12 protein-coding genes and 1 pseudogene are annotated in these 24,379 nt (G+C 47.8%); 9 read left to right on the top strand and 4 right to left on the bottom strand.

Features of this window, described 5'->3' with window-relative positions; translation table 11 throughout:
* Positions 1-409 precede the first annotated feature (409 nt).
* The 3 genes from BUE76_RS00880 to BUE76_RS00865 form a co-directional block, all read right to left on the bottom strand.
* A complete protein-coding gene (locus tag BUE76_RS00880; protein WP_073039246.1) occupies positions 410-2,353 on the bottom strand; it encodes a glycoside hydrolase family 97 protein in 1,944 nt (647 codons plus the stop codon).
* 811 nt (positions 2,354-3,164) lie between these two features.
* On the bottom strand, positions 3,165-3,578 hold the full coding sequence (locus BUE76_RS00870) for a response regulator (RefSeq protein ID WP_262485763.1): 414 nt from the start codon (positions 3,576-3,578) through the stop codon (positions 3,165-3,167).
* Positions 3,579-4,045: 467 nt separating this feature from the next.
* Positions 4,046-7,264 (bottom strand): PAS domain-containing sensor histidine kinase, encoded by a 3,219-nt coding sequence (locus tag BUE76_RS00865; RefSeq protein WP_073039240.1) that lies wholly within the window; start codon positions 7,262-7,264, stop codon positions 4,046-4,048.
* 548 nt (positions 7,265-7,812) lie between these two features.
* Between BUE76_RS00865 and BUE76_RS00860 the strand changes: the two genes are divergently transcribed.
* The 5 genes from BUE76_RS00860 to BUE76_RS00840 all read left to right on the top strand — a co-directional run bounded on the left by BUE76_RS00860 (position 7,813) and on the right by BUE76_RS00840 (position 16,988).
* Positions 7,813-8,409 carry a TetR/AcrR family transcriptional regulator gene (locus BUE76_RS00860; RefSeq protein WP_073039238.1) on the top strand — a complete coding sequence of 199 codons (597 nt, stop codon included), beginning with the start codon at positions 7,813-7,815 and terminating at the stop codon, positions 8,407-8,409.
* Between the two features lie 146 nt (positions 8,410-8,555).
* Positions 8,556-9,701 carry an efflux RND transporter periplasmic adaptor subunit gene (locus BUE76_RS00855; RefSeq protein ID WP_073039236.1) on the top strand — a complete coding sequence of 382 codons (1,146 nt, stop codon included), beginning with the start codon at positions 8,556-8,558 and terminating at the stop codon, positions 9,699-9,701.
* Between the two features lie 181 nt (positions 9,702-9,882).
* Entirely contained in the window at positions 9,883-13,080 is a 3,198-nt protein-coding gene (locus BUE76_RS00850; RefSeq protein ID WP_073039234.1) for an efflux RND transporter permease subunit, read from the top strand.
* An 81-nt stretch (positions 13,081-13,161) separates the two neighbouring features.
* Positions 13,162-14,574, top strand: a complete 1,413-nt coding sequence (locus BUE76_RS00845; RefSeq protein ID WP_073039232.1) for an efflux transporter outer membrane subunit — start codon at positions 13,162-13,164, stop codon at positions 14,572-14,574.
* A 506-nt stretch (positions 14,575-15,080) separates the two neighbouring features.
* Positions 15,081-16,988: a PAS domain-containing sensor histidine kinase gene (locus BUE76_RS00840; RefSeq protein ID WP_073039230.1), complete on the top strand. Its 1,908-nt coding sequence runs from the start codon at positions 15,081-15,083 to the stop codon at positions 16,986-16,988.
* 614 nt (positions 16,989-17,602) lie between these two features.
* On the opposite strand, the gene BUE76_RS00835 is transcribed toward BUE76_RS00840, so the two are convergent.
* Positions 17,603-21,112, bottom strand: a complete 3,510-nt coding sequence (locus tag BUE76_RS00835) for a hypothetical protein (RefSeq protein ID WP_073039228.1) — start codon at positions 21,110-21,112, stop codon at positions 17,603-17,605.
* A gap of 739 nt (positions 21,113-21,851) precedes the next feature.
* On the opposite strand from BUE76_RS00835, the pseudogene BUE76_RS00825 reads away from it, so the two are divergent.
* The 4 genes and pseudogenes from BUE76_RS00825 to BUE76_RS00810 form a co-directional block, all read left to right on the top strand.
* A pseudogene (locus BUE76_RS00825) lies at positions 21,852-22,127 on the top strand (transposase); the annotation flags it as partial.
* 47 nt (positions 22,128-22,174) lie between these two features.
* On the top strand, positions 22,175-22,594 hold the full coding sequence (locus tag BUE76_RS25400; RefSeq protein ID WP_073039223.1) for a transposase: 420 nt from the start codon (positions 22,175-22,177) through the stop codon (positions 22,592-22,594).
* Positions 22,595-22,907: 313 nt separating this feature from the next.
* Complete coding sequence (locus BUE76_RS00815; protein WP_073039221.1) at positions 22,908-23,225, top strand: hypothetical protein; 318 nt, start codon at positions 22,908-22,910, stop codon at positions 23,223-23,225.
* Positions 23,226-23,397: 172 nt separating this feature from the next.
* Complete coding sequence (locus BUE76_RS00810; protein ID WP_143157159.1) at positions 23,398-24,294, top strand: HAEPLYID family protein; 897 nt, start codon at positions 23,398-23,400, stop codon at positions 24,292-24,294.
* Positions 24,295-24,379 lie beyond the last annotated feature (85 nt).

Here is a 24,379-nt window from a genome sequence, read left to right as displayed (position 1 = left end):
TGGTCCTTTTCTTTTCGCCTGGTTCAAGCCTTCTTACCGGTGTTCAGCCCCATACACTATCCTGGGCCGCAAGCGGTACCTAAAACATGCTTCCTACAGCCGCTTGTACCTTCACTGCCCTTTGCTTCAGTAATATCTTCCCGAAATAAGCCGCTGCAGCCATGATCATACACATTGCAGCACCAGTTCCACCATGCTATGCCAAGCGGCGGGCCGGCAATCTTAATGGCCGGGGGTACTGAGCTTAGGAGGATTGACCATACCAATAAGTGGTTGGAAAATAAAAGAGCCGGTCTCATTCGTTTTGAGACCGGCTCTTTTATTTTTCATCATTGGATAGTGAGCGGATGCATCGTTTCAACCATGCTCAAACAACAGGATTAGGTTTTGTGGCAACCTTTTGTTGGAATCACTTGATCACAAAGCCACCGCCTGCCTGTACTTCTATTTCCAGTTCGCCATTCTTGTCAATAGCGATCTCTTTAGTGTAAGGAGCTTTGCTGGTATCGTCATTATATAAACGTACCCGCTTACCAGCAATCATCGGAAGGTTCAGTTTCAGTTTAACAGACTCTTTGTTCGCATTAACACCTGCCACATACCATTGCGTTTTATTGCGTCTTGCGATAGCGGCATATTTTCCGGGGTACCCGTCTATGTACCGGGTTTCATCCCAGGTTGTTGGCACCTGCTTCATGAAATCGATCTCAAAGGTGGGCACATCAGTCAGGTTATTCGGCGTAAGTCCAAACATCTGTACCGGGTTCTGGAACAGCACGGACGTAGCCAGCTGGAAGGCATCGGTGGTAAGGCGTTTGTTTCTTCCCTCGTTGCTTTTCACCAGGAATTTATTGAGCAACACACCCCCAAACTCCATGCTGCCTACCGTATTGCGAATGAATGGATGCAGTGTAGCGTTGAATGCTTCAGCTTCCCGAACCCCCTGGACAAAAACCAACATCTCAGATGCTACCACTGCTTCGGAACCTGCGAAATTGGGGTACATACGCTCCCAGCCTCTTGGCAGGGTTGTGCCATGAAAAATGATCATCAGACCGTAATCGTTCGCGTCGGAGAGTATGTCCTCATACAGGCGCATGTTCTCCTGCTTGTCGCCCCCGAAAAAGTCGACCTTCAAACCCTTTACGCCCACTTCGCGCAGCCACTTCATTTCCTTTTTCCGTTCGATGGCTGTATACATTTTGTTGCGTGGCCCTTGCGGTGCATCGTTAATGGGCCCGTTGGAGTTATACCACAGAAAAACATCGACTTTCTTGGAGTTGGCATACTTTACCAGCGCTTTCATCCGGTCCTTGCCAATGTTTTTATCCCAAAGTGCGTCCATCAATATGTACTCATATTTCAGGGTGGCAGCAAGGTCAATAAACTTTACCTGGTCATCATAGTTCATGCTATTGTCCTGCCATAGGATCCAGCTCCAGGTAGACTTTCCATATTTATATTTCCGGGAAGGCTCGTACAGCGGTTCCACTACATCAAACGGAATGGTGGTCTCGACAATGGGTTTCAGGGTAGCGCCTACCGTAATCGTTCTCCAGGGCGTAACGCCGGGTAAGGCAAGCGCAGCCCCGGAACTGCCAAAACCGTTGTTTGTTTTTGGGTTGGGGTATGCAACCGTATAAATCCCGTCTTTGTATTCGCTTAAATGGGAAGCGCAGTAAAGGCTGCTTACGCCGGTTTCGGACAACAGCACCCAACCGTCATTACCAACGCGAAAAAGACCGGGAAATACAAATCCTTCGTTGCTGCGGTTTGTCCTGATCATGGGTGCGTCGGCCTGGTAACCACTTTCGTAGCTGGGTGCCGTTCTGGCAAAGCCGGTCATAGGACTCATCATCCCGGAAAGGAAGGTAGTGGTAAGGGATGGAAACCTGTAGCCGGTAGCTTCCTTCTCCACCACGCAGGACATCCGTTCACCCCATGCGGGGATTTCGTAACGAAAAGCAATGTCATTGTTGCTTACCTGGAACACGATACTGAGCTTCTTTTGCTGCGCGTTCTCGAACAGGCAGGTGAGCTTGTTGGCGGTATATCGTACCTGCGACTTTTTTATCTTTTCCTCGTTGTAATTTTTGTTTACAACATCCTCCGCCTTGCTGATATACTTCATGCCGGTGCTGAAGTCGCCTTCATTTGTCTGAAGCCCTAAAGGAGAATTTTCCAGCATTGTTTTACCTAGGTAGGTTACTGTGTAGGCTGGTTTTCCATCGGCAACAGATACCCGCAGCGTTAATTGTTTATCAGGACTGAGCACTACTGCATCCTGTGCGTAAAGTTTTGTGGTCAGTAAAACAAAGCAAGCACATGCGAGGTAAGAAAGTAAATGCTTCATAAACTTGGTATGCAATACGTTTTAAGTGAAATGATCGTCATGGTTTGTGTACACCCCGGCCTGCTTTGTATTGCGGCAATAAGCCGGGAGCAGTGTAAATGGGTGGATACAAACAAAATTCATTCGTTAACGGGTTGGGGCCCCCTAATAATGATCATTTTAGTAGCACAAATGTTTAAATGGGACTGTATCACCAACCTCAAAGTATGGACGGGGCGCATGGTTGTTGGAGACCTGCCACACACCAGGTACGCCACCCACTAGCCATGGCGGTAAAGGCAGTAGGCCCTGATTTGCAGGATAGTCTTTCCATGATGTATTGGCAGTAGTTACATGCCGTGCAGTTGCAGCGCAGTTACCCCCCGTTGCAATGAATAAGTTTTGATCAAAACAAACAATAGAACAGTATTGTGAACAGCCGGCTGCATATGGCCGGCGTACTGGTGTTGATACACAAGGCAAGGCTTTCCGCAGAAACCAATCAACTGTATTTAAGTATTGGCAATGCTGCTTAGCATAAGCTTATCCGGTTTCCGGTCCTGCAGCGAAAAGTTGAGGGTTATATGAAGGTTTTTCGAATTGGCTTGTTTAGCCAGGCTGTTGCGCAGTTCGCACATTTTTGCTTTTAGGTAGCAGTTCAACTCCGCTGGTTTGCGCAGGTAGCTTTGGGTATCCAGCAGGTGGGCAAGCGCCTTGATTCAAGCGGTGTTTGCCTGTTTTTTATTAGCGCTGTAACCCATCTTACTACAGGCAGGGGTAAGATGGCAGGAAATCAAAGTTCTAAATTGAAGATGAAGCTTTTTAACTGGCACTAACAAATCTGCTTTTTACCTTTTTGTGTCCAGTACCATTCCAGCAGCCTTTTGACACCATCAAGGCACTTTTCTTTCTCGCTGCTTTTTAAAAACAGGGGTGTTTTATAAAAACGGCTAAACATCCGGTCCATGGGTGCCGTAGAGGACGTGAAGATGGCAGATGGTATATGCTTGAATCTTTCATCAGCCTTGACGGTGGCCAAAGTATTTCTACCGTCAACAACCGGCATGTTCAGATCCAGTATAATCATATCCGGTCTGGCACCCATAAATTCCAGGTCCAATAGAGTATTGATCAATTCTGATCCGTTATTGGTTACATATAGGGTTGCTTCAGGAGCAAGTTCTTTCACACAGGAACGTATTGTTTCCAATTGTTCCATATTGTCTTCGGCCCATAGGATAGTCATCATTTTCACGTTATTCGTCCCTAAAGATTGAATGGCAAATATCGAATAAAAACTACTAGGGATAAGTGTTTTCCTGCCTGGGCCGACCTCGTCTAGTCAAAAAAATGGGCTTTTGTAAGTTGAAAGGCAAAAAATAGGCCCCAGTAGAAACCGGAGCCGCAACCAAAACTAACTGCTGAAAAATTTTCAGCAAGGCAAACATAATTCAACCTGGGTGAATATAATAGCGTAAAAGTACTGCATGTTTATAGGGGTTAATTACAGGTTAGTTGCCCTGAACGCTAACTTGTAATCAAATGGAATTTCAACGCAGGCATCAGGTTGCGCATTCCTCAGGTTGGTATCCTGAATGCAATAGGCGGCCCCCTGGCTCCAGGCAGTATTTCGGGATAAGATGCTCCTAATGGTGGTCGGCAATGAATACTGCTTCAGGCAAGGGCTCAGTAGGTTGTTGCAGCCTGAAGCGTTTACTTACCGCCTTCCTGTATGCAATTGGTGCCTTTTTTCTGGGTTGTCGCTATAAACTCCTCCTGAAGTGGCAAGAAGACCTGGAAGGTTGCTCCTGCTCCCGGTTCTGCTGTGGCCCTTATATAGCCCTGGTGGTTCTCTACTACCTTGCGTACAATAGAAAGCCCTACCCCTGTGCCGGCATATTCGCTTTTACCATGAAGCCGCTGAAACATGGCAAAGATCCGTTCGGCATATTGCTGCTCGAAACCTATGCCGTTATCCTTTACCTCGATGAGGTGAAAATCTTGTTCTTTTTGTTCGGGCAACACTGCTATAGGCACTTTATCAGCTTTTACAATGCGGGCGGTAATGGACACTTTGGGTTGTATGCCTGGCTTGCAATATTTTATGGCATTGCTCACCAGGTTTTGGAACAATTGCTGCAGCTGGCGACGGTATCCTTTGATAGTAGGCAACTGTCCTACTGTCACCACAGCTTTTTGTTCTTCTATCAGTAGTTCCAGATCGTTGAGTACCCGGAGCATCTTCTCATTCAGGTTTACCAGTTGCATTTCATGCGGACGTTCGCTTACATGCGAGTATTCCAACAGGTCGTCCACAAGTTGTCCCATCCTTTTGGCAGCCTGCTCCATGCGTTCGAAATAATCGCGTTCGTGCTGGTCCATCCGGCTGTTCAGCATTTCTTTTAACAGGTTGGCAAATGTGATCACTTTGCGAATGGGCTCTTTCATGTCGTGCGAAGCGGCATGAGCAAATTCTTCAAGGCTGGTATTAGAGCGTTTTAACTCCACGTTGCTCCTTAACAGCGAAGCGTTGGCTTGGGCTAGTTCCTGGGTGCGCCTGACTACAATTTCTTCAATCTTTTGCCTTGCCAGCACCTGCTGGGTTACATCTATGGCAATGGCCAGCACTCCAAGGATATTTCCGTTTACATCACGATACGGCTCATAAACAAAGTTTTGGTACACTACCTCTGTCTGTCCATTTCGTTGCAGGTTTACCGGCATTTCATTGCCCTGAAAAGGGATGCCTGTTTGGTATACGTTAGCAAGCAGTTCTTCAAGTCCCTGTTGTCCTGCATCAGGCATGCCTTCAAATAGGGGTTTGTGCAGCACTGCTTCTTTGGGTCTGCCCCAAAGTTCCACCATGGCCTGGTTGGCAATATCAACAACATAATCGGGCCCCAGCATAATACACATGGCCACGGGTGCCTGCAGTATGATGTTGCGGAAGTTCTGCTCGCTTTGTTCAACCTGTTGTTTGGCCAGGTTCAGGTCCGTAACGTCGGCGCCCGTGTTCATTACACCCACCACTTTGCCATCAGGCCCGTGTATGGGCGTAAAGCTGTAATTGAAGTAATAGGTTTTGGGGATGCCGTCCACAATGAGGTCGAGCCGCTGGTTTTGTGCATGGTAGGCCACGCCTGAATGATAAACGTTTTCCAGTTGGGTGAAAATGGCCTGGTTGCGCAATTCGGGCAACAACTCCGCATAGCGTTTTCCCTGTACTTCGAGGCCCTTGCCCCATATATTGAGTATGGATTTGTTGGCCAGCACAATCCGCATTTCCTGGCCTTCATAAGCTGCAATAGGGAAAGGGGCACTCTCTACCAGTGCCCGTACATATTGCTCGTTTTGCTCTGTTATCCGCCGTGCTACCACCTGTTCGGTTACATCTACGGCAACAGCGATTATGCCGCTGATGCTGCCATCTCCTTCCCGGAAAGGCTCGTACACAAAATTGACAAAAACGGTTTCTATGCTTCCATCACGGGGCAATTGTACCGGGTGCTCGTTTGCCGTAAATGCCTGCCCTGTCCTCATTACGGTTGTCAGTAAAGCTTCAAAGCCTTGGTTTTTTGCCTCCGGCAACCCTTCAAAGATGGATTTGCCCAATACTTCCGCCGCACTTCTACCCCAAAACGCAAACATCCTTTCGTTGGCCACTTCCACGATGAAAGAAGGACCACGGAAAATACACATAGCTACAGGTGCCTGCAGGATGGTATTGCGCAAATTCCGTTCACTTTCTATAATTTTTTGTTTTGCCTTCACCTGCTCGGTAACATCGGTAGCCATCACCAGTACACCCGTAATGGTGCGGTCCGCTTCCCTATATGGCTGGTAGCTGAAATTGATATAGCGGGTTTCCAGTGTACCGTTTTTGCGTTTAAACACAGCCGGTTCCTCATAACCATAAAAGGGCTGGCCGGTATGCAGTACATTTTTAAGCAGGTTTACAAATACCTGGTCTTTCATTTCTGGAAGTATTTCCAGGAAGGGTTTATGTAGGGATTCAGGTCCTACCTGCCAGAGTTCAAAAAGGGGTTGGTTGGCTACCTCCAACACCAGTTCTTCACCCATAAGGATCAGTACAGGGTCGGTTGCTTGTTCTACCACATTCTTTACTCTTTGCCGGGCCTTCACCTGTTCGGTTACATCGTGACCAATGCTGATGATGCCTGCTGCCGGTTTGGATACCCCTGCTTCGTAAAATGGTTGGTACACGAAGTCGAAGTACCGTACCTCTTCCTTTCCATGGCGGTGTAATTGGATGGGGAACGCATAAGCATAATAAGGCTCCCCTGTATTGCGCACCTGCTCCAGCAGGGGAATAAAGCCCTGGGCTTCCAGTTCCGGAATGGCTTTTATCAGTGGCTTGCCGACCACTTCGGCTGTTCTGCCCCACACTTCCAGGAGGTTGTTGTTTGCCAGTTCGATGGTGTAGTTGGCGCCTTTCAGTATGCCGATTATGACTGGTGCCGTCATGAACAGGTTGTAATTGCTTTCCTGGTCCTTTATTGCTGCTACCTTCTTTTCAGCCAGTACCTGTTGGGTGATATCAATGGCCGAATGGATGATGAACTGTACATCACCTGCTTCATCCAGGAGGGGAACATTGGTAATCTTCCAGTATTTCTGTTCAAAAGAACCTTTTCCATCCTGCAGGTCGTATCGTTGAACCGGAATCTGATCTTTTTTCTTTTCCCTGGTCACACGCCGGAAGGAAGCACGCAAATCTGCAACTCCCGTGGACTGTTTATCGTGCGGATTTTGCGGAAATAATTCAAAATGACCAATGCCAACGGCGAGTTCCCTGCTTAGTCCTGAGGCCTTCAGGAAGTCATCGCTAACGGCAATATGGGTATAGACTGGATCATCGGTTCGCACAATCACATTAATGCCGGGCGTGGCTTCAAACGCGCTAAAATCCATTTCAGGTTAAGGGTTAAGGGCTTTGGGTTGGTGCAAGCGCGTAAATATAGTGCTGAATCAATTCTTATGTTGTATTATCCGGTAAAAGGGGCAACTAAGGCTTCAGCTTCCTGCGCACTTTAAAGTCACCTGGGAAAGTTGATACAGATAAGTTTGTCGGACAGATATAAGGGGTGAACATTTCCAGCGGCAGTACATCAACAAACTGTTGCCGGAGGGCAGCGTCAGTTCTGTTGTTGCTTTTTATTGCAGCTATGTATCGCTCAAAGGTTTCCAAGGGGTAAAACTGGATGAAGGAAATGCTGCAGAACCTGAGTATAGATAAAAAACAACTACTTACATGGCCAGGCATGCTTTTATACGGTACTGAAGCGCTTAAGGCGATGGGTCCAGGCATCTTTGTTTATATTGCTTACAGATTACCGGCAAGGTTACTGGTAACGAGCTGACCGCATTTTTGAACAAGTAGAAAAAAAATTGCTTGGAATATAAATTGAACTCTATCTTTGCTTAACAGTGTTAAATGATTTATTGCTGTAAAGGTTATTATGGCCAGTAAAGAAAGAATACAACGATTAAAAGAAGAGACCAGGACAAAAATCCTGGATGCTGCTTATAAGATCGTTAAAGAGGAGGGATGGCAGGCGCTCAGCATGCGCAAAATAGCCGATGAAATTGAGTACACCGCACCAATTATCTACGAGTATTTTTCCAACAAGGAAGCAATTCTGGCTGAGCTCAATAAAAAAGGATTTCTCTACCTGGCGAAGGAAATGGAGACAGCCCGCGACAAACACCAACTTCCGGCAGACCAGTTGGAAGCTATGTGGATGGCCTACTGGAATTTTGCTTTCAAAAAGAAGGAACTATACCAGGTGATGTTTGGTGTGGCCATGAACTGCTGCACCGTACAAAAAACACCCGAGCAGGAAGCCCCGGCCAACCTGGTAAGGGAAGTCATTCAACAATTGATGGCTGGTAAAAATGTTCCTGAAACTGAGGTCTGCAGAAAGTACTTTACGTTCTGGTCGGTCATTCACGGGCTGATCTCGATCAACCTTGTAAACAGGGGCGATTCCGATGAGATCAACAAATTAGTACTAAAAGATGCCATTGGCGGGATCATCAGGTCTATCACAGGATAGGACCTTTTTTTTACCCAGTTACTTAACGCTGTTAAATAAATATATCCCCGTTAAAAACCTATAAAAAAGACTACGATTACCTGCCGGTTGAAAAACCGTTTTTTTTAAACCAACTGGTTAACGCCGTTAAACCATTTAATCAAGTTATGAAGCTCCTTTCTTCCCTGACACTCATCCTCTTTTTATTTGGATGTTCTGAACCGCAAACACCTGCTACGCCACCGCCCCCTTCCGTAGAGGTAGTTACCATTGGCAGCGCCCTTGCAACTACGGGTAACGAATACACTGCATCCCTGCAAGGAAAAACAGACGTCGAGATCAGGCCGCAGGTGGATGGCTTTCTTGAAACGGTACTCGTGGATGAAGGGGCCTTTGTTCATGCAGGCCAGGTGCTGTTCAGAATCAATAGCCAGCCTTTCCAGGAACAGTTGAATAGTGCGGCTGCAAGCCTCCAGGCAGCAGAAGCTGCCACTACAAATGCGCAACTTGAAATAGACAAGCTCACGCCTCTAGTGGAAAACAAAGTGGTGGCAGACTACCAGCTCAAAGCTGCAAAAGCCGCTTACAAAATAGCCGTTGCAAATGCATCGCAGGCAAAGGCCAACCTGTCCGCTGCAAGGATCAGGCTTGGCTACACCCTGGTAAAGGCACCGGTAAGCGGGTACATCGGCAGGCTTCCCAAAAAACGCGGCAGCCTGGTTGCCCCTACCGATCCGGAGCCGCTTACACAGATTTCGGATGTGCACCAGGTGTATGCTTATTTCTCGCTCAGCGAAACCGACTTTATACACTTCAAATCCCAGTACCCGGGAAGTACACTCAACGACAAATTGCAACAATTGCCCCCGGTTTCTTTGGTCTTGGCCGACAACACGGTTTACCCGCAAACAGGAAAAATCGATATGGTAGACGGGCAGTTTGATAAGAACACCGGCGCCATTACCCTGAGGGCTATTTTCCCGAATGCACAAGGCCTCTTACGTTCGGGCAATACCGGTAAGGTTAGGCTGCAACAACAGCATACCGATGCCATCCTGGTGCCCCAAACGGCAACCATTGATGTACAGGACAAGATATTTGTGTATACCGTTGTAGACAGTAATAAAGTAGCGAAGCAGCCTGTGCAGGTTATCGGTAAAAGCGGGTCCAACTATATTGTGAAAGACGGCGTAAAGCCTGGCGACAGGATCGTGTTCAGCGGGCTGGACCGCCTGATAGAAGGCACAGTGATCAAGCCCGAGCCCATAAAAGCCAATGCGCAATTATCATTAGCCACAGCCCCCACTCAATAACCCCAAATATGCCGGCCCTCTGCCTTGCCGGTTAGTGCAGTACAGCAATCGACAATGTTGGATCACTTGCTTGTATAAGTACCCTTTTTTCGATAAGAAGGCGTACTAGGGGCAGTGCTATGTCCCAACTGTTGCAAAAGGCAGCTTCATTTCCGACTCAGACACTTTCAACACCATTACCATGTTTAAGAAATTCATTGAAAGACCGGTACTCGCCACGGTTATATCATTCCTGCTGGTCATACTCGGTACCTTGGGACTGTTGCGTTTACCCTTGCAGCAGTTTCCGGATATCGCACCGCCTGCCGTGTTGGTTACAGCGGTTTACCCAGGGGCGAACGCAGAAACGGTTTTGCGCTCTGTTGCGCCTTCGCTTGAGGAGAGTATCAACGGGGTGGAAAACATGAGCTATATGAGCTCCACTGCAAGTAACGACGGCTCTCTGGCCATCACCGTATTCTTCAAGCAGGGAACCGACCCCGACCAGGCAGCGGTAAACGTGCAAAACCGTGTTACCCAGGCAACCAGCCAGCTGCCGGCAGAAGTGGTACAGCAAGGCATTACCGCAGTGAAACAGCAAAACAGTTTTATCGGCGCAATAGGCTTATACACAGAGGATACAAAAAAGTACGACCAGACCTTTGTTGCCAACTATGCACAGATCAACATCATCCCGGAAATCAAGCGGATACCGGGTGTAGGTTCTGCCACCATTTTCGGGGGCGTAAAAGATTATTCGATGCGTGTGTGGCTGAACACCAGCCAGATGGCGATCTATAAGATTACGCCGGCAGAAGTAATGGCTGCCATACAGGATAAAAACCTGGAAGCGGCACCCGGAAAAATGGGCGAACGAAGCGAGGAAGTATTCGAATACGTAATCAAATACAAAGGCAAGCTGTCGAAGCCTGAAGAATATGAAAACATTGCCATCCGTGCCAATGCAGACGGATCGGTGCTGCACTTAAAGGATGTAGCCCGTGTTGAACTGGGGGCCTATTCGTATACCAGCGTCACCCACATGAACGGGAAAGAGGGGGTAGCCATTGGTGTTATTCAGCTGGCGGGCTCCAATGCAAACGAGATCCAGATTGCGATTGACAAGCTGATGGAAAAAGCTGCAAAGGAATTTCCTGCCGGCATCCGGTACAATCAATTTTACCGCACCAAGACGGCACTTGACGAATCCATTTCACAGGTGATCCATACCCTGATTGAAGCCTTCCTATTGGTATTCGTCGTTGTGTTCCTTTTCCTGCAGGATTTCAGGTCAACGCTTATCCCTGCCATTGCGGTTCCGGTGTCGCTCCTGGGTACGTTCTTCTTTATGAGCCTGTTTGGATTTTCCATCAACCTGCTTACCATGTTTGCCCTGATCCTGGCAATTGGTATTGTAGTAGATGACGCGATCGTGGTGGTTGAAGCGGTACACGCAAAAATGGAAGGTAAACACCTGGGTGCAAAAGCGGCAACGGCAAAAGCCATGCACGAGATCACAGGCGCCATCATTTCCATTACCCTGGTGATGGCCGCGGTATTCCTTCCGGTAGGATTTATGAGCGGCTCTACGGGCATATTTTACCGCCAGTTTGCGTTTACGCTTTCCATCGCCATCCTCATCTCCGCCGTCAATGCTTTGACCTTAAGCCCTGCACTGGCAGCGCTGTTCCTAAAGAACAGCCACGCCGTGAGTACAAACGGCGCTACCAGTTCTAAAAGAAGTTACAAACAAAAATTCTTTGATGGTTTTAACAGCAGCTTTGAAACGCTCACCAACCGCTATGTGGGCGGTATCAGGTTCCTCATACGCCACAAGTGGATCAGCATGGGTGGACTTGCACTGATAGCGCTGGCAACCGTCTACCTGGTGAATACAACAAAGTCGGGCTTTATTCCTACAGAAGACCAGGGCTTTATTGCCATCTCTGTTTCTACACCGTCAGGGACATCGCTTGATGGAACAACAAAGATATTGAACCAGGTAGAGGCCAAACTGAATGCGTTACCAGCAGCGAGGTTTGTTACATCCGTATCCGGGCTTAACCTGCTGACCAACTCCAACAGCCCATCGGCTGCCGTCGTGTTTGTGTTGTTGAAACCAAACAAGGAGCGGGGTGAGGAAAAGGACATCAATGCCATTCAGAATACTATTCGTGCGCAACTTGCCGCAGTAGGTGGCGGATCGTTCTTTGTATTCAGCTTTCCTACCGTTCCGGGTTTCAGCAACGTGGAAGCGCTCGACCTGGTACTGCAGGACAAAACCGGCGGCCGGCTCGATAAGTTCAGTGGAATTGCCAACAACTTTATCGGCAAGTTGATGCAGAAAAAGGAGATCGCCTATGCGTTTACTTCGTTCAAGGCCGATTACCCGCAATGGCAACTGGAAGTGGACGACAATAAGGCTGCCCAACTCGGCGTGAACGTAAAGGACATTTTACAGACAATGCAGGCCTATTTCGGTAGCGCGCAGGCATCCGATTTCAACCGCTTTGGCAAATACTACAGGGTAGTGTTGCAAGCCGACATACAGGATAGAAATGACCCCGCATCCATCGACCGGGTGTTTGTAAAAAACAAAACCGGCGACATGGTGCCAATCAATACATTGGTTAAGCTAAACCGGGTGTATGGATCTGAAACAGTATCGCGTTATAACCTGTTCAATTCAATCCAGGTAAATGCGATTCCGAAGCCGGGGTTCAGCTCTGGGGATGCGATCAAAGCCATTCAGCAAACAGCAGCAGAGGAACTGCCTGGTGGTTATGCATACGAGTTTTCCGGGCAAACCCGTGAAGAGATATCGTCAGGCGGGCAGGCAGGTATTGTGTTTATGCTTTGCCTTGTATTTGTTTACTTCCTGCTGGCAGCGCAATACGAAAGTTACCTGCTGCCCTTGTCGGTAATCCTTTCCATTCCTACCGGTATTTTTGGTGTGTTCGTAGCACTGCGACTGTCTGGTATTGAAAACAATATTTACGTGCAGGTAGCGCTGATCATGCTCATCGGGCTGCTCGCTAAAAATGCCATCCTCATTGTTGAATTTGCGGTGCAGCGGCGCAAAGCCGGGCGGGGATTGGTGTCCTCCGCAATAGAAGCAGCCAGGTTGCGGTTGCGGCCCATCATCATGACTTCCCTTGCGTTTGTCTTCGGTTTACTTCCGATGAGTTTTGCAACAGGGCCATCCGCACAAGGCAACCACTCCATCAGCATTGGTGCCGCAGGGGGTATGTTAACCGGGGTGATGCTCGGTGTGTTTATCATTCCCGTTCTCTTTATCATCTTTCAACATCTGCAGGAAAGAATAACCGGGAAGCCGGAGGCAATTGCCCAGGCGCATTCACCCGAACCGGCACATCATTCCGACCCGGTGTTGGTGTGATGGTGCATATCATACAATGCTGCCAAATACCTGGTGTAACCAGCAACAGAAAACCTTAGACAAGGAATCAAACTTTTTACAATGATCAACTCTAAAAATATAATGATCCTGCTGACTTTGTTGTCAACACTTGTTGGCTGTAAAATATCAAAGGACATTACCAGCCCCGAAGCACCGTTGCCGCAGCAATACAGGAACTCGGCTACTACCGATACAACCAATATCGCAGATATAAAGTGGAAGCATTTTTTTACCGATGCTTCCTTGCAAACACTGATCGATAGTGCGCTTAAGAACAACTATGACATGCAGGTAGCACTTAAAAATATCAACAGCGCAAAACTCCTGTTAAACCAGGTCAGGTGGGCAAACCTGCCCAGCGCAAGTTTGCAGGTAAGCGCCAACTCAAACCGGCCTTCCGGCAATAGTTTGAATGGGTTAAGTGCTAAATCATTCTTAGGAACTACCCATATAGAGGATTATACTGCACATGTGACCCTGTCATGGGAAGCTGATATCTGGGGTAAAATCAAGCATCAAAAAGCAAATGCCCTGGCTGTTTACCTGCAGACAGAAGAGGCGAAAAAATGGATGCAGACCAATATTGTAGCCAGCGTTGCTGAAGGGTATTACAACCTTTTAATGCTTGATGCCCAACTGGCAATTGCAAGAAGAAATATTGCTTTGAATGACAGCACACTTCGGATCATCCGCTTTCAATATGAAGCAGGGCAAGTAACTGCACTGGCTATTCAGCAGGCAGAAGCACAACAGCTCCAGGCAGTAGCCTTGGTTCCACAGTTGGAGAAAAGTATGACCATCCAGGAAAACGCACTACGTGTGTTGACCGGTGAATTGCCGGGCAGGATACAACGAAACACATTATTACAGCAGGTGAGTAAAGTGGACAGTTTGTCGGCCGGCATACCCTCCGAGTTATTGAGCAAGAGGCCTGATGTAAAAGTTGCTGAACTGGACCTGGTCAGGGCAAATGCGCAGGTAGGAATCACAAGGGCCAATATGTACCCAACTCTAAGCATTACCGCAAGTGGTGGCTTGAACGCATTCCTTGCAACAAACTGGTTCAACGTCCCTGCTTCCCTCTTCGGACTTGTGGCAGGCGGCATTGTGCAGCCGTTATTTCAAAAAAAGCAACTATCAACTGCTTATGAGGTTGCCAAAGTAGACCGGGAGAAAACCGTTATCCGGTTTCGGCAATCTGTGCTGCATGCGGTAGGCGAGGTGTCGAATGCCCTGGTAAGGATCGAGCAATCAAAAGCAGAACAAAGTATTGTATTAAACCGGGTACAAACCTTACAAAGGGCAATTGGCAACGCCAACATGTTGTTTACAACAGGCATGGCAACCTACCTGGAAGTGATTACGGCACAAAGCAATACCCTGCAAAGCGAACTTGAATTGGCTTCAGTAACCCGGGAACAATTAAGCGCCAAAGTAGAACTGTATAGGTCTTTAGGTGGTGGATGGAAGTAAAGAGGGCGTTTGCCAATTCTTAAGGTAACATTCATGTAATAACAATACTCCAATTTCATTACGGAGTTACCAACTAATCGATTTATTCAAAGTCTCAAAATATCACAGAATCGATAGCATCAGTTCCATGCATTGATTTTTGTTAGCAATTATCCATTTAAAAAAATTTCCGATGAGAACTGTAATGGTATCATTGAAGGTCTTGTCTAAAAAGCTGAAGCTTACAAAAAGAAATTGGTTGATTAGACAAAAAAGAAAAGTATTTGACAACAATATGTGGGCAATAGAGTAGAGCGTGTTTTAAAATTATCTGATCAGGATGATAGCGGAACCAAGGAGCAGAAAAGCTTAGACGTTTTGAGCTTTGTACTCATCGTGCGCAGGGTATTGAGCTGGCTGCCTTCCAATTTTACCAGGCCCTCACCTGGCTGATACGGAAGAATGGATTGAAATAGCGGGTGGGATTGGAAGACAAAGCAGAATCGTTTAACTTTCCCTTTTCATACATGAGCAGGTACGAAACAGTGAATTCATCCTTTGTTGCCCCTATTTTAGACCTTTTGCCTGATGCGATTATATGGGTATACCCCCTTACTGGAAGCAGCGGCATGGTGGAAGATTTCCAGGTAGGTTATTCCAACCGTTCGGCAGATACCGCCATCAACCATCCTAAAGGTAGTTTAACCGGACTTTGTGTTCTGAAAGATGGCGTACCCTCTATGGAGAGCGCACAAGCTAATTTTGAACATTTTCTCCAGGTCTATCAGACTGGCGAACCCAGTGAGTACACCTTTTATGCGCATCATGCAGGACTACAGTTGGAAACAAGAAGGGTAGTTTATGAAGGTGGCATATTGAGTACAACCCGGGATCGCCGGGCACAACGCGAAGCGGAGCGAAAAGAACAGGAAAAAACCTTGCTGCTTGACAACATCCTAACCCATTCTTCCAATGGCATTACCGTGGGAGAAATGATCCGGGATGCAAAGGGGAACATCATCGATATAAAAACCCTGATTGCCAACGACGCCGCTGTCCGGTTTACCGGTTTTTCCAAAGAAGACTATCTAACGAAAACTGGTGCTGCGCTGGATCCATCTTTTACCCGTTCGGCTTACTTTCAGATGTGTGTGCAGTGCATGGAAACAGGAGTGCCCTTTATCACGCAGTACTTTTTAGAAGGGTTGGGGGCTTGGCTGGAGGTATCGGTTTCAAAGATGGACGATAACCGCCAGATATACATCTTTACCGACGTTACGCCTATCAAAGAAGCCCAAATGGCTTTGGAAAGTTCAGCCCGGCAACTTACCACCATTATCAATACAACACAGGCTGGCTTTTTCATGATCAGGCCTGTTTATGAAGGAAATGAGATTACAGATTTCAGGTTTACTTTAGTCAACCAGGTCATGGCAGCCTTTGTGGGTGACCAGGCCGAGGACCTGGTTGACCAACCTGCTTCACTGAAGTTTGAAACCTACAAAACCAATGGTTTGTTTGAGCGTTTACGGGACGTGTACCTTACCGGGGTACAGCAGCAATTTGACATTCATTATTCGGGTAAAATCGTGGATGCTTGGGTAAACATGAGGATCACTAAAGTTGGTGATAAGGTACTGGGTACTTTTACGGACATTACCCAGCTCAAAACATTGCAACTCCAGCTGGAGCAGAACATTGAGGAGCTGAAGCGCTCCAATGCCTACCTGGAAGAATTTGCCCATGCTGCTTCCCATGATCTAAAAGAACCCATACGGAAGATTCAAACATTTTCCGATCGACTCCAGAGCAGTCTGAAAGATCGCCTGACTGAGGGAGAAGCAGGGATTTTTCAGCGCATGCACACAGCTGCCAGCCGTATGAACCAATTGGTAGAAGACCTGCTAACCTATTCACAGGTAAGTGAAACGCCGCTCCAAAAAGAAGAAGTGAACCTAAACAAAAAGGTACAGATCGTCCTCTCAGATCTAGATGTGCAGATCGAGGAAAAAAAGGCGGTGATCGAGGTGCATTCACTACCTGTTGTAAATGGCTATCGCAGGCAATTACAGCAGCTTTTCCAAAACCTGATCTCCAATGCGCTGAAGTACAGCAAACAGGATACGCCTCCACGAATAGTTATAAGTTCACGTTCTATCACCGGAGCTGATTTGGCAGAACAGCTTCCCGCGGCAATGTGGGAGCAACATTACTATCTGATCGAGGTTCAGGATAATGGAATTGGTTTTGAGCAGGAGTATGCGGACCACATTTTTAAGATGTTTCAGCGCCTGCATGGCCGAAGTGAATACGAGGGTACGGGCATAGGCCTATCAATTGCGCGAAAGGTAATAGACAACCATCAGGGTTATATCTGGGCGCAGTCGAGGATAGGGGAAGGGGCCAGGTTCAGTTTCTTGTTACCTCAGGATTAGTTGCCTGGGAAATCTTTGTGAAGGTGGGCAGTTTACGGTAAAGATCTTTTACCGTATTAATTTGATGTCATAGATGAAGTAGGTGCTATCCAGGCCAGGTTGTGGGTCGCATTTGGTCTGCACCGGCTGCTTGCACTACCTGCCACCCAAGCCCCCATAAAAAAATAAGGTAAATCGATAAGATCGAAACAAGGCCAACACCTGGCAGTCTAACCTGGAGTAAGTAACACACCGCGATAACGTGAAACATGCCTGCCTACATGGCCCCTATTAGACTTTGGGCAATACCATTTAGCCTGTGAATGAAATCTGTGGCGGGAGGTGTTTTCCTTCGGCAAAAGAGACCGCAAATAAATAGGAGCCAAGATAAAGCCTGCTGCAGAGTACTTGCAGGGGAGGAGTCCCAGTCCTGCATGCCTTTAAAATGAAAATGCTGGTTAGTATCTTATTTATTTCCTGATGACAGCGGCATGCGTGGCATGCCGGTCAACATTGTATATAATGTGCATTGTCATGGGCACATAGATCAGCATTTCTAAATTCTTGAACGGATCAACTACATGTTCAATTAGCATACGATAGAAATGACCTACATGCCCATGATTTGGTAAGGCTTACTGCCTTACCAGCTTGCTGGTCACTGTCTTTCCACCCGCAGTTACCAGCCTGCAGAAGTACAGGCCCGGTGGAAGGCCCTGGGTCTGCACCTTCAGCCGCTGCAGCACCCCACCCTGAACCCTGCCGCCAAATACCTGCTGTATGCTCCTGCCTGCGCCATCCGCCAGGAACAAAGCAACTGTGGTAGCCTGCGGTACACGGAACTGCACCCACCCGCTTTCCTTCACCGGGTTGGGTAGCACCTCCAGGCTGAGCCCGCGGCCTTCCTCCTGCTGCTGCTCCGCAGCCCCTTGTACAATGCCTGACCGCTGCTCCGCTTTTGAATCAATGATGGTGATGGTAATGCGCAGTGCTGTGCCCATGGTTCCCCTGCCATAGTTTTCGCTGTACGGAGTAGCGGTAATGGTGTAGGTGCCGGGACTTACCTGCCACTCAGCATAATCGCCCCTGATGTCGCCTGCAAGTGCAAAGGGAACACTGCTCTCCATGCTGTAAGCTGCCTGATCGTTCACCCCAAAGCGGATGCTTTCTGCCACTCCTGTACCCTGTTCTGCCCGGATGTTGATATGCGGGGTATGGGCCAGGTCAATGACTGCTCCGTCGGAGAGGGTGGAGATAACGGTATTGCGGGCTGCGTTGATGAGGGTAAAGCGTGCAAGGGATAGCTCTTCCACGATGGTGAAGCGGACCGTGTAGGGTGTGCCTTTGGTGCCCCTGCCGTTTGTGCCGGCGTAAGGGGTTGCAGTAAGGGTATAGGGGCCGGGGCTGGGGCGCCAGGCGCGGTAGGTATGCTCCTTGTTCCTGTTGCCGAACAGGGCATAAGGTGCCCTGTTCTCCGTTCTGTTGTGCACCTGTGTGCCGCTCAGTTGCATCACTACACTGCCTGCAGCGGCACCCCCGGTGTTGGCCCTTATGCTGATGCGGGTGCCACGTATAGCAGAGAGGTTGACCACAGCACCATCTTTGAGCTCACCCGCATCTGTATCCCGTACCGCATCGATGAGGGTAAAGGATGAAACCACCATCCCTGCTTCTTCAAGCATATATGCCGCTATAAGACCTTCCATGAACAAGCCCTGGCGCTGAACACCCGAAACATACAACCGGTTTCCTGCTAGGGCTACTCCCCTTGCGCTCTCCTGTTTGCCAAAGTAGGAGCGAAGCATGCCATTCTCCTGGAAGGAACTATCCGGAGTGCCGTCCGGATTAAATCTGAAGACTATTAATCCATTGGGTGGGTCCAGTGATGGAAAATTTACCGGCACAATGATTTTTCCGTCCTCCTGAAGTACTATATCCCCAGCCCTGTTGTCTCTATTGAAGTTATAAGGGGAAGCAAGTTTGCCATCCTTACTGAACGTGCTATCCAGTGTTCCGTCTTTATTGAACCGGACAAGCGTAAAATTTTGCCGGTTGGTATTTTTTCTTTCTGAAAAACCCGCTACTATGATCTTTTCATCCTTCTGGATGGTTAATGCCGCGGCCATATCATGCGAGCCAAATAAGTCCGTTTCCTGCTTGCCGCCGATTCCAAAATCAGGATCAAGCGAGCCATCGCTGCGATAACGTGCAAGGACCAGGTTGAAATTGGGGAAATTAATAGTGCTTCCCACTACTGCTATATGACCATCGGGTTGAACTGCTATTGCTGTAGCCGCCGCTCTAATGTTTACAAAATCAGTGATTAGGATTCCGTCCCCATCAAATGAATCATCCATGGTACCATTCTTATTTAACCGGATAACGGCGAAATCCCCTGTGCCAAACACCGGATTCGTTAGGCCGCCTGCCACCAGTATCTTGCCATCATCCTGAATGGCTATTGCATTACCGCTGAATGATGGGGTCTTTACCACTCCATTGTTGCCAAAGGTTGAATCGAGTGTGCCGTTTATTTGAAAGCGCATCAGTACAGAACCATCGTATGCAGGATCGTGGCCTGCCAGCAGGAGCTTTTCATCTTGCTGAATGGCTATTGCCTGGGTGATTTGGATTTCTCCTATGGGTGCTTCCACAACCTGACCATGAATACCGAAAGTAGAGTCGGGAGTACCATCTGCATGGTATCGGGCAAGAGAAAATAGGGCTTCGGCAACAACCAGCTTGCCATCCTGCTGAACCGCTATATGGTGGAGCCTGCTATTGCCTGAGTAGGTATAAAAGGCAGTGCCCTTTCCGTCATCGTCAAATGTAAGATCCAAAGAACCTTCAGGCTGGTATCGTCCGACAACAAGGTCCAGGCTGCTGTCTGCAACGCCCTGGGTGTATCCTGTTGCCAGGATGCGATGATCAGGTTGTAATATGATGGCTCTGGCGCTTACACTCGTGCCTATAGATTCATCGATAAACCTGCCTGTTCCGCCAAAAGAAAGATCCGGTGCAGCATTGGCATGAAACCGTGCAAGGGCAAGAGCGCTGCGGCCGGAAGTGCTTTTAGCGCTACCGGCTACCAGTATTTTTCCATCATCCTGAACTACAATGGTGCTTGCCTGGTCGGGCCCACCAAAGAAATCAGTGGTATGTAATCCGTCGCCGCTAAATGAGTTATCGGGCATGCCATTCGCATGATAACGGGCAAGTGCAAAATCCGAATTGGTATTCCCGGATTTTCCTGCTACCAGTATTTTCCCATCCTGCTGCACCACTACCGAGGAGGCCTCGTCCTCACCGCCTGTAAAATCGGTTACCTGAATACCATTAGTCGCAAATCCTGAATCGAGGCTTCCATCACTTTTATAACGCACCAGGGCAAAGTCTTTTGATGGCAAAAGTCCGTTCAGTATACTTCCTGCCACCACGACCTTACCGTCTGTTTGCAGGGCAAGTGAACTGGCTTTGCCGCCCAAAATTTCAGGATGATTGGTATTAAAGAAAGTTGTTGCAATACCGGCGTCACCCCATGAAGAGTCAGGAATGCCTGTTGGAGAGAATCGGGCGAGGGCAAAACCATATTGTTCTATCTCATTATCATAGGTCGTACCTGCCACCAGTATCTTTTGGTCCGGCTGCAGCACAACAGCACTTGGTTCATCAATTTGACGTTTTGTATTCAGTATCCCGTTGCTGCCAAAAGACGTGTCTAAATCGCCATCTTCAAAGTACCGGGCAAATGCAAGGTGTCCATTGAATGCACCATCATCGGTAAGGGCGCCTGCTACGATGATCTTTCCATCCTGCAGCTGTACTGCTGTACTGTGTATTAAATTTACCTGTTGCGAAAAGCCATCTACACCAAAGTTCAAATCCTGTTTGCCATCAGCGCTGAAACGAACCAGGAACGATGTTTTTGTGGAATAAGGCGGAGCCGTTGTTCCTTCGGTAAGGACGATCATGGAACCATCTGGCTTCAGCATGATTCCAAGTCCCCGTTCTTCATTTTTGTTTCCGATGAGGAATCTGGTAGTCAACCATCCTTTACCGGCAAAAGAGGAGTCCAGCCGCCCGGCCTGCCCCATCAAAGGGCCAGCTACAAATAAGCACAGGCAAAAGCATAGCATCTTATTCATATGGCAAGTTTTAGTTTGAACAGATGGTCACCCTATAGAGCAGCATTATCCTGAACAAACCTACTTATGGCCAATTTGTGTTGCACCCAACACCAGCAGCATGCTGATGGGTAACAATAAGAGTGACTTTTCCTTGTACCTAATACCGCTGTAATTTGTCTGCTCTGAAATATTATATTCAATAGCTCCTTTTAAGTTTTGCTTTTCTCCCTAATGTAGCAATGCTGATGCATGTACATTACAAGGAGCGGCCGCAACAACAAAGTATGTTTTCTATATAACTTTTAACTGTGCTCTGGAACCTGCAAACCGTTCTTTTGGCGTGCCGTACAAAAAGCTGGAAGAGCAGTCTTCCTGAAATGAATGATTTCTATAGCCAGGTTGTGGCTCAACAAAAAGCTGCCTGTTTCGCTCTAGGGAAAAAAGGTAATTCGATAGGCAATGGAGATATACTCCTAAGTTACATTTTATATATAAGTCCTATAGGGAAAACAAAAAGAGATCCTTCGATGTTTGTCATCGATGACACATGTTTCAAACTTCCGGGGCGAAAACTTGAAAATTGAAAGCTGTTATCATTGTTTTCTGGCTAAATAGTTCCAGGCCTTCGTATTGAGGTATCTGTTCCTGAAATTTGGATAGAAGCGTAGGCCTTTTTTGCGGCCAATCATCATCTGTAAACAGGATTGCATTCAGCGTTTGAAAGAAGCACAAGCTTGCCAATGGCGAAACACTCAAACAGCTGCTGGTGCGGAGCCGCTACCTGTTGTTCAGGCACCATAGCAAGTGGAGTGCAGATCAGAAAGAAAGGGCGATACTGCTCTTTAAACGTTATGCTGCCCTGCAAAAGGCATATGGCTTGGCTGCGGAGTTGGGGCAGATTTATGAGCGGTGCCGTTCCAAAGAACAGGCCTTCAAACACCTTGCATTGTGGTACAACAAGGTGGAGGCGTCCGGCATAGCTACCTTCAGAACCGTGGCGCGTTCCATACAACTAGAGCCTGTCTTAAAATAGGTGTTTGCTTGGTAAGGAGTTTGGCGTTGGATTGGAAATGTGGTGTTATGAAGCAGAAGCCCATTATTGATCTGTGGAGCTTGTTTGCGCCAATGATCGCTGGGAAGTATGGCCGTAAACGGGGTCCCGGCAGGCCACCAGTGGATCTGAAGCGAACCTTTGAAGCTATCATCTGTATACAGAAAACCGGTGCACCCCGGCGAGCAATACCAGAAGATCTGTACCCTTCATTCCAGAGTTGTCACCGCTACTTTCAGCTTTGGGCAGATGAGGGCTTACTTAAAAAGTTGATGCGTAAGGTGCGCAGACATCCACCCTATGGTAAAGATATCCGGGTACAGGAAATGTTCTATGTCGATGGCTCCTTTGCTCCATCAAAAAGGAGGGCCATCAGGGCCCGACCAAGAAGGGAAAGGGAACTAAGATCATGGTACTCACAAATGAAAAAAGTCGTCCTGTATCCATAGTGATTGCATCTGCATCCATTCATGAGGTAAAATTGTATGGTAAGTGAAGATGGAAAGCTGTGAGACCCTGAAAACCGTTTTGCCGGTATCAAGTTTATAAACACCCGCGGAGACTTGCTTTCCAGAGGTTATCAAAGGCATTGTTACAAGGGATGATTAAGTATTGTTATGATTTCATGTGAACCAAATGGTTCAACAGCATGGATGTATAACAGAATCTTAACCGGCCAGCGTACCACCATCTCTATATTTGCGCTTCGTGAGGCCCCAACCCATCATACGACGCTTCTTTAAAACATTGCTATGCTGGCTCTTGCTGCTGCAACTATTTAACCTCAGCGTGGACGCACCGGATGCCAATGCCTTTTACAACTACCCGGAAGACCTTTCATTGAATGATACGGAAAGCCTAATCGAATGGATCGCCGAAGGTTTTTTTGACCACGACATACCGGAAGGCGACGATGAGGATGTAGAAAAGAACACTGCTACAATTGACCTCTATTTTACAGAACGTACCGGCTACTTGCTGCATCCATCACACGTTGCGCCTGAGCACTTCATCACCTATTTTTCCCTGGTGCCGACCCGGCACGACCAACCCCACGCACCGCCACCCAAGGCTGTCTGATCTACTCCATTTAAAGCTGTTAGCGGCAACTTAACTGTTCTGCCCTGCTCCATCATGCATTAAACCGGGTGTGGGATTTTTCCTGCACGTCCATAACGGACCAAATATGCTGACTAGCTTTCTTTTATCTACACAATAGAACCAACATAAGGGTTCTTCAACCAACAACTTCATGACAAGGAATATAGTAATGCCAGCTTGCTTGCTGGCACTGATCATCTTTTTGCTGCAACCAATTGCCAGAGCCCAGGATACTGATTCACTGGCTTTGCTCAACCGGCAAGCAGACAGTGTATACATTAATGAAATCGAAAAAAAAGCGGAGCCTTTGAAACTTCTTCATGCCGAGCCGCTGTACATCGACCTTATCCGCGACTTAGGCGCTCGGAAGGGCGAAAAGGAGTGGAACGTTGGGCTTGGTTTAACCGATAACAACGATTTTGATAGCTACACTGCCTTGGTGGAATTTGAGTTCGCACCTGTAAACCGGCTGGGTTTCGAAGTGGAACTTCCCTTTACTTTTTATTACCGCACCAATGGCAAAATGCCAAAAGATTCTATACCAGCCAACCGGCTGAACAGCCTGAAGCTGGCAACACAATTTACTTTGCTGGTATCAAACCCGCTTAAAACCTCGGTGGCCATTGGCTATATACACGAATTCGAACTCCGACCGTTTGATGCCCGGGAGAAAGGCCCCTTATGGTCAGGCAATATTTATAATCCTTTTATTGTGGCGGCAAAGCGGTGGGGAAGCAATGCTCATAGCCTTATTTATGCGGGTCCTGCCATCACTTCTCACTTCCATAGTGGGGCTACGCATACAAGCTGGCAAGTAAACTCGAGTTTCCATTACATGGTTCCCGGTACACGCAATTTCATCGGCGTGGAACTGAACAAGGAGTTTAGCGATACCGACTTTGATCTTACTATCAGGCCGCAGCTTCGCCTCAGCCTTACCGACAACCTCATGGTGGGCATAGTGGCTGGTGTGCCCATTGGCCGCGAGAACCAGCGGCTCAGTACATTCACCCGGCTCATCTACGAACCTAAGCACAGGCACCGGTGAAAAGCGGTGTGTGCTTAATCGAATAAAGCAAAAGGTATGGTGCAGTAATCCATTTTTGGATTCATCTGTGCATGGTGTTTTGCTA

This window comes from Cnuella takakiae (assembly GCF_001953305.1).
GTDB classification, from domain to species: Bacteria; Bacteroidota; Bacteroidia; order Chitinophagales; family Chitinophagaceae; genus Flavisolibacter; species Flavisolibacter takakiae.
Note: the sequence above shows the minus strand (reverse complement) of the source record. Positions and strands in the feature narration are given on the sequence as shown.